Genomic DNA, 359 nt, shown 5'->3' on the forward strand with positions numbered 1-359 from the left:
GGTGTGCGCAGGCCATTGCCGCTCTGGCGGCGGAACAGGGCCTGACGCTGCGCATTGCCGTGGTGGAAGGCGATGACGTGATGCCCCTGCTYCCACAGCTGCGCGAAGCCGGTGTGCAAGACATGCAGCAAGGCCGCCCCTTGCCAGAGCACGTGGTCAGCGCCAATGCCTATCTGGGCGCGTTGCCGATCAGGCAGGCGCTGGACCAGGGGGCCCAGATCGTCATCACCGGACGCTGCGTGGACAGTGCCGTGACRCTCGGCGTGCWGATGCAYGAGTTCGGYTGGCAKGCGRACGACTATGAYCGCCTGKCCCAAGGCAGTCTGGCCGGCCACATCATCGAGTGYGGGTGCCTGGCA

Annotated in this window: 1 protein-coding gene; it reads left to right on the forward strand. The window is 67.0% G+C overall.

Annotation, left to right across the window (positions count from 1 at the left end; translation table 11 throughout):
• The coding region (locus AC1DKR_RS21480) for an acyclic terpene utilization AtuA family protein (protein ID WP_478035266.1) at positions 1–359 on the forward strand (359 nt) is incomplete at both ends.

This window comes from Stenotrophomonas sp. 01N47, from assembly GCF_056399165.1.